Below are 6,272 nucleotides of genomic sequence, written 5' to 3' on the forward strand. Positions count from 1 at the left end.
CCCACCAGGAGATCTACAACACGCTCCTGCAGGTCCTCGAGGACGGCCGTCTCACCGACGGTCAGGGTCGCACGGTCGACTTCAAGAACACCGTGCTGATCTTCACCTCGAACCTGGGTACCCAGGACATCTCGAAGGCGGTCGGGCTCGGCTTCGCGCAGAGCAACGACGAGCAGTCGAACTACGAGCGGATGAAGACGAAGGTCAACGACGAGCTGAAGAAGCACTTCAGGCCGGAGTTCCTCAACCGTATCGACGACATCATCGTCTTCCACCAGCTGACCGAGCCGCAGATCATCACGATGGTCGACCTCATGATCGGCCGCGTGGAGAGGCAGCTCGCGAACAAGGACATGGCCATCGAGCTCACGGAGGACGCCAAGCTGCTGCTGGCCCGCCGCGGGTTCGACCCGGTCCTGGGCGCCCGGCCGCTGCGCCGGACGATCCAGCGGGAGATCGAGGACCAGCTGTCGGAGAAGATCCTGTTCGGCGAGATCGAGGCCGGCCAGATCGTCCTCGTCGACGTCGAGGGTCTGGACAAGGACGCCCCCGAGGGCTCCCGGGCCGCGGACGACAAGGCGCGCTTCACCTTCCGTGGTGAGCCCCGCCCGGCCGTCACCGTCCCGGACGCCCCGCCCGCGGAGCTCTCCGCCGGCACCGGCGAGGAGTGATGCGCTAGACCCGCCCCGCGCTTCGGCGCAGGACATCGAACGGCCCGTCCGGACTCACGTCCGGGCGGGCCGTTCGTCTTTCCCCGCCTTCTCCGCCCCGCGAGTCGCGATCCGCCGCCGCCGAGCCGCGATGGGGCGCCTGCCGAGGCGGGGTCTCCGTTCGCGACGTCCCCACGAACGGGAGAGGTACGCGGAGTGGGAGGCCGCGCCGGTCAGGACCGGCGGTGGTGCTCCGGGGGCTGCGGCAGGCTCCGCGTGGGCCGGGGCATCGCTGGCGAGGAGCCTTGATCCTGCTGGGCATGCGGGGCGGGCCGGGGACGTGGAGCAGGTGGGGACGGCACAACGTGCTGAGGTTCCGTCCCGCGCCTGGCCGGCAGCGGCTGCCGTGGCAGGCTCGGCACGCTCTGCGGGGCCTCGTCCGCTCGTCGGCCGCCCACGGGTGCAGGGGAGGGCGCCGGCTTTCGGTTGCTCTCCGTGGCCCTCGGCACCACGGGGAGCACCGCGGTGTCCGCCACCGCCGCGATCCGGGCCGACGTCGCCGCGGCGAGCGTCCGCGGGCGGAACGAGGCGCCGTCGAGGGCGGCCGTGTCGGTCTTCGGTTTCCGTACCGCTCGCCGCCCGCCGGGGATGATCTGGAGCGGACGGCGCGCGGCGAGGTCCTCCACCCAGCCGAAGAGCGGAATCGCGAGCGCGACGAGGACGAAGGTCGTCCCCACCAGCGGCCATCCTTCGGACGGCAGGCCGTACCGGTCGTTGACCCAGACCGCGGCGTCGATGGCGATGTTGTTGGTGAGGTAGATCGTGATGGCGCGGCTGTTCACCACGGTGATCAGCCTGCCGAGGCCCGGGACCCGGTCGACCCAGCCCATCCGCGGGTTCACGCGTAGGAACAGCAGCACGGCGCCGGCGGACACGAGGGCCTGGGCCAGCGGGATGTCGTTGAGGTCGAGCCCCGAGTCCGGCGACGGGTGGCCCAGGCCCCAGAAGATCCCGGCGGCGACGGCGGCGGCGGCGAGCCCCAGCAGGACGACCCGCGGCAGCTTCTTGAGCTTGCCCTCGCGGTGGGCGAAGCCCAGCATCCAGCAGGCGCCGAACGTGAGGAAGTCCAGCAGCCCGGAACCGATGCCCGAGGCGCCCGAGAGGGGCGAGCCGAGCAGCGCGTCGACGGCCACCAGGAGGAGCGGGGTCAGGATCGACGCCACCGGCCAGCGGCGGAACGCCGCGAGCAGCGCCGGGGTGAGTAGCACGAACCACAGGTAGGCGCGGATGTACCAGAGGACCTCGACCGCGTCGAAGGCCCAGTCGCTGCCGGGCGGGTCGAGGATCGGGAACACCCAGAACACCAGGTCCCGCCAGGGCACGCCGGCGTTGTCGTTCTCCGCGGCCCAGCCCTGCCAGACCATGATCGGCACGAGGATCAGCCCGAGCAGCCACAGCGGCGGCAGCAGCCGGCGGATCCGCTGCCCGATGACGTCGATCGACGGCATCTTGCGGAACGACTGCACCATCAGCGAACCACCGAGGGCGAACATGACGCCCATCGACGGGAACACGATGGAGAGCCAGCCGAGGCTGAGCGCGTGGTAGACGATCACTCGGATGAGGGCTGCGGCCCGCAGCGAGTCCAGCCAGCGTTCCCGACCGCCGGACGGCCGCGGAGCCGGCGGCTCCGGGCTCCGCGGAGCGGGGAGCACCGATTCCGGCTCCCGCGGCACCGGCGGGGGTGCCGGCGCCCGCCGGGGTGCCATCAGGGCGTCGACGGCGCCGGTGCGCTGCAGCTTCTGCCAGCGCACCCGGACACCGCTGACGGCGCTGATCGTGGACTGGACGAGCACGACGTACATCAGCTGCCGGTAGACGACCTGTTGCACGGGCAGCACCCACAACGCGCTCTTGGGTTCGCCGTCGACGTGGAACGCGTACAACCCGCTGGCCACCTGCAGGCCCATCATCAACGCCCAGAGCAGCAGCGTCGTCGCGGGATCCTCGAAGATCAGCCCGTAGAGCAGGAAGACGTCGACGAGCGGCGCCGTCAAGGGCAGCAGGATCTGGAACAACAGGACGTGCGCCAGGCCGACCAGACCGAACGAGCCGGGCTCACGGATGGCCCGGCGGTGCTTCCAGAGCGCCTGCATGGTGCCGTAGCTCCAGCGGTACCGCTGGCGCCAGAGCTGCCCGGCCGTCGCCGGGGCCTCGGTCCAGGCCAGGGCCCGGTCCTCGAACACGACACGCCACCCCGCGCGGCCGAGGGCGATCGTGAGGTCGGTGTCCTCGGCGAGCGTGTCGTCGGACAGCCCGCCGACCTCGCGGAGCGCCGACTTGCGGAAGGCGCCGGCCGCGCCCGGGATGGTGGTGATCGAGCGGGTGGTGTCCTGCACCCGGCGGTCGATGCCGAACCCGACGACGTACTCGATGTGCTGCAGGCGCCCGATCAGGGTGTCGGTGTTGGCGACCTTGACGTTCCCCGCCACCGCACCGACCTTCGGGTCCCCGAACGGCTGGGCGAGGTGACGGACGGTGTCCGGCTCGAAGATCGTGTCGCCGTCGATCATGATGACGATGTCGTGGCGGGCGTTGGCGGTGCCGGTGTTCAGGGCGGCGGACTTGCCCGCGTTGAGCTGACGGACGACGCGCACGCGGTCGAGCCCGAGCGCCTCCACCAGGTCGGCGGTCCCGTCGCTCGAACCGTCGTCGACCACCACCACCTCGAGCGGGTGGTCGTTCGCGAGGATGGACCGGACGGTCGACTCGATGTTCTTCGACTCGTTGTACGCCGGGACGACCACCGTGACCGGTTCGGTCACCGGCGGTCCCCACGCCCAGTTCGGGTCACGCCGACGGCGGGTGTGCCGCCGGGCGGCCACGATCATCAGCACCAGTCGGATCACGACGAGGGCCGCGACGGCGACGAGGATCCACCGGGCGGCGTCGGTGATCCACAATGCGGTTCCGATGGTGCCCAGCAGGAGACCGCCGAGGATTTCGTCCCGCTGCGACGCCTGCGGCTGCGCCGGGAGGTGGATGGCGCCGGTGGTGGTGGTGAAGGTGTAGCCCTGGGACTGCAGCTGCGGGATGAGCTGGTCGAGCGCGGCCACCGTCTGCGAGCGGTCCCCGCCGGCGTCGTGCATCAGCACGATGCCGCCCGTCCCGTCCTGCGGGGTGGCGTTGTGGATGATCGCCTTCACCCCGGGCCGCTGCCAGTCCTCGCTGTCCACGTTCGTGAAGATGGTGAGGTAGCCCATCGCGCCGACCTGGCGGACCGTCTCGTAGCTGCGGTCGTCGAGCGCGTCGGCGCTCGACGAGTAGGGCGGCCGCATCAGGTACGTGCTCGTTCCCGTGGCCCCGGTGATGGCGAGCTGGGTCTCGCTCATCTCGCGCTCGAGACGCCACTGCGGCACGTCCACGAGGTCCGGGTGGGAGAACGTGTGCACGCCGAGCTCGGAGCCCTGGTCGTGGATGGCCCGGATCAGGTCCGGGTAGCGGCTCGCCATCGACCCGACGACGAAGAACGTGCCGGGCACGTTGTGCTTGCGCAGCACGGCCAGGATCTGTGGGGTCCAGGTCGGGTCCGGTCCGTCGTCGAACGTCAGGACGATCGTCTTGGCCGGTATGCCGGTCGACGTCGCCGGGTCCTGCCGGCCGTCGACGATGGCACCCCCCCCGAGCACGGTCGCGGGGACCGCCTCGGAATCGCCCTGCTCGTGTGCGCCCTTGGCGTCGTTGCCGATCTCGGCGGAGCTGAAGCCGCTCACGAGCAGGACGGTCACGAAGAGCACGAAGAGGGAGCCGACGAGCAGCCAGGACGGCGCGGGCCGGCCCGCACGCGGGGAGGAACCAGAACGACGAACCACGAGAGAACCGCATTTCCGACAGGGGGAGCGACGGCCCTCGCGAGGAGCGGGGTGCCGCCTGTCAGCCGGATCATCGAGGACCTCGGAGGCTGCGTTACGCAGCGTCTCCACCCCCGCCTCCGATGACCGCGTGTCCTGCTTGAACCGTAATCTCCGATTTCGACTCACCTTCTGTTCGGATTCGGTCACGGAGTGCGCGAGTCGTGTAACCCGTATGGCCCAATCGGGGGCTTATCGAACGCCTCTAGGTACACCGAATTGTGACGAGAGCCATGCTGCGGGCGCGTTCCCCCGGTTCCGGCGAACACTTCGGGCCCGGCATTGCGGTGATCCCATGAGCTCGGTAGTGGGCGAACGTCACGGGCGTGGCGCTGCTGGCGGGGTTCGCCCCGGCCGCCCAGCTCGAGGCGGTCCGCGCCGGTCAGGGCGGCCTGCGGCTGCCGGACGTGGACGACGACGGCATCCCGGACGGCCTCGACGAGGTCCCGGGTTCATCGCGGCGCTGACCCCGGCCGCCGAAGCGGGTTCTCGGCCGAGGCCCCGGAGGGTGTCCGGTTCACGGGGCTGGGCTCGGCCGGCTGCCGCGCGCTACGGCTCCGTGATGCGGGCCAGGGCGGCGAGGGTCTCCGCTGCTCCGGCCGGGATGCCGACGCCTCGGCCGTGCCGGACCTCCGGCTCCCGCACGTTGATCCGCACGAGGGCGCCGCTCGCCGCGGAGGCCAGCTCGGCCTGACGGCGGACGGTCGGCACGCCCGTCCCGGCCCCGATCTCGACGACGGCGAGCCGTGCCCCGTCGTTCCGCAGGGAACGCAGCCAGGCGGCCAGCGCGTCGAGGCGTGGTTCGGCGTACGACGGGTCCCAGGACCAGTCCCCGAACATCAGGATGTTCGGTCGGGCCAGGGCGCCGCAGGACGGGCACGAGGGCAGCGGCTCCCGCGCGCGCATCGTGTCGAGGTCGACCGGCACGGACACCCCGTCGGCGGGCCAGACGGGCTGCCCGCACGCGGCGAGGCACTGCAGGTGATGAATCGAGCCGTGCACCTCCGCGACGTGCTCCGGGGCGAAGCCGGCCTTCTGGAACTGCCCGTCCACGTTCGAGGTGAACACCCTCGCCGGTGTCGACGCGGCCCAGCGCAGCAGGACCCCGAAGCCCGCGTGCGGCGTGATCTCGCGGTACAGCCCGAGCCGGTGCCCGTAGAACCCCCAGGCCAGCGTCGGGTCGTCCGCGAAGTGCACCGGGTCCGCGAGCTCCTCGAAGCGCAGCCCGAGTGCGCGGTAGGGCGGGTAGGCGCGCCAGAAGCCCTCGGGGCCGCGGAAGTCCGGGAGCCCGGAGTCGACCCCCATGCCCGCGCCGGCGCAGAACAGCAGGGCGTCGGCGCCGTGCAGCAGCGCCGCGGCCCTCTCCAGCGCCTCGCTCAGAGCTCGACGACCTCGAACTCCAGCAGCGACGCGCCGCTCGCGACCGGGCGGGCACCCGCGTTCGGGTCGTGCTGGCCGGCGTGCGCCTCGACGGCCGGGCCGTTGCGCCAGGCCTCGAACGCCTCGTCGGACTCCCAGGTCGTGACCACGAAGTAGCGGGCGTCCCCGGAGACGGGCCGGAGCAGCTGGAAGCCGAGGAAGCCGGGCTGCCCGTCCACGGCGTGCTTGCGGTTGGCGAACCGCTTCTCCAGCTCGGGACCGGCGCCCTCGGGCACCTCGATTGCGTTGATCTTCACGACGGCCATGCTCTCCACGTTAGTCTCCGGCGGGC

General features: G+C 71.5%; 5 protein-coding genes. 2 read left to right on the forward strand and 3 right to left on the reverse strand.

The window, feature by feature from the left end:
• The coding region (locus JWP64_RS18505; RefSeq protein ID WP_297498758.1) for an AAA family ATPase at positions 1-671 on the forward strand (671 nt) is incomplete at its 5' end.
• A gap of 212 nt (positions 672-883) precedes the next feature.
• On the opposite strand, the gene JWP64_RS18510 is transcribed toward JWP64_RS18505, so the two are convergent.
• Positions 884-4,522, reverse strand: coding sequence for a glycosyltransferase (locus JWP64_RS18510; RefSeq protein ID WP_297498761.1), 3,639 nt, complete (start codon positions 4,520-4,522; stop codon positions 884-886).
• 365 nt (positions 4,523-4,887) lie between these two features.
• Here JWP64_RS18510 and JWP64_RS18515 point away from each other — a divergent pair, with 365 nt between their 5' ends.
• Positions 4,888-5,028: a hypothetical protein gene (locus JWP64_RS18515; RefSeq protein WP_297498764.1), complete on the forward strand. Its 141-nt coding sequence runs from the start codon at positions 4,888-4,890 to the stop codon at positions 5,026-5,028.
• An 82-nt stretch (positions 5,029-5,110) separates the two neighbouring features.
• Here JWP64_RS18515 and JWP64_RS18520 read toward each other — a convergent pair whose 3' ends face one another.
• Together JWP64_RS18520 and JWP64_RS18525 are read right to left on the reverse strand one after the other, a co-directional pair.
• On the reverse strand, positions 5,111-5,866 hold the full coding sequence (locus JWP64_RS18520; RefSeq protein WP_297498767.1) for a Sir2 family NAD-dependent protein deacetylase: 756 nt from the start codon (positions 5,864-5,866) through the stop codon (positions 5,111-5,113).
• A 71-nt stretch (positions 5,867-5,937) separates the two neighbouring features.
• Positions 5,938-6,246 (reverse strand): antibiotic biosynthesis monooxygenase, encoded by a 309-nt coding sequence (locus JWP64_RS18525; RefSeq protein WP_297498770.1) that lies wholly within the window; start codon positions 6,244-6,246, stop codon positions 5,938-5,940.
• Between the last annotated feature and the right edge of the window lie 26 nt (positions 6,247-6,272).

This window comes from Pseudonocardia sp. (assembly GCF_025465255.1).
In the GTDB taxonomy this organism is placed as follows: domain Bacteria; phylum Actinomycetota; class Actinomycetes; order Mycobacteriales; family Pseudonocardiaceae; genus Pseudonocardia.

What these genes read in the sequence shown, in the direction of transcription:
- JWP64_RS18520 (WP_297498767.1), bottom strand. Translation starts at nt 5,866, where the DNA reads ATGGGGGTCGACTCCGGGCTCCCGGACTTCCGCGGCCCCGAGGGCTTC.
- JWP64_RS18525 (WP_297498770.1), bottom strand. Translation starts at nt 6,246, where the DNA reads ATGGCCGTCGTGAAGATCAACGCAATCGAGGTGCCCGAGGGCGCCGGT.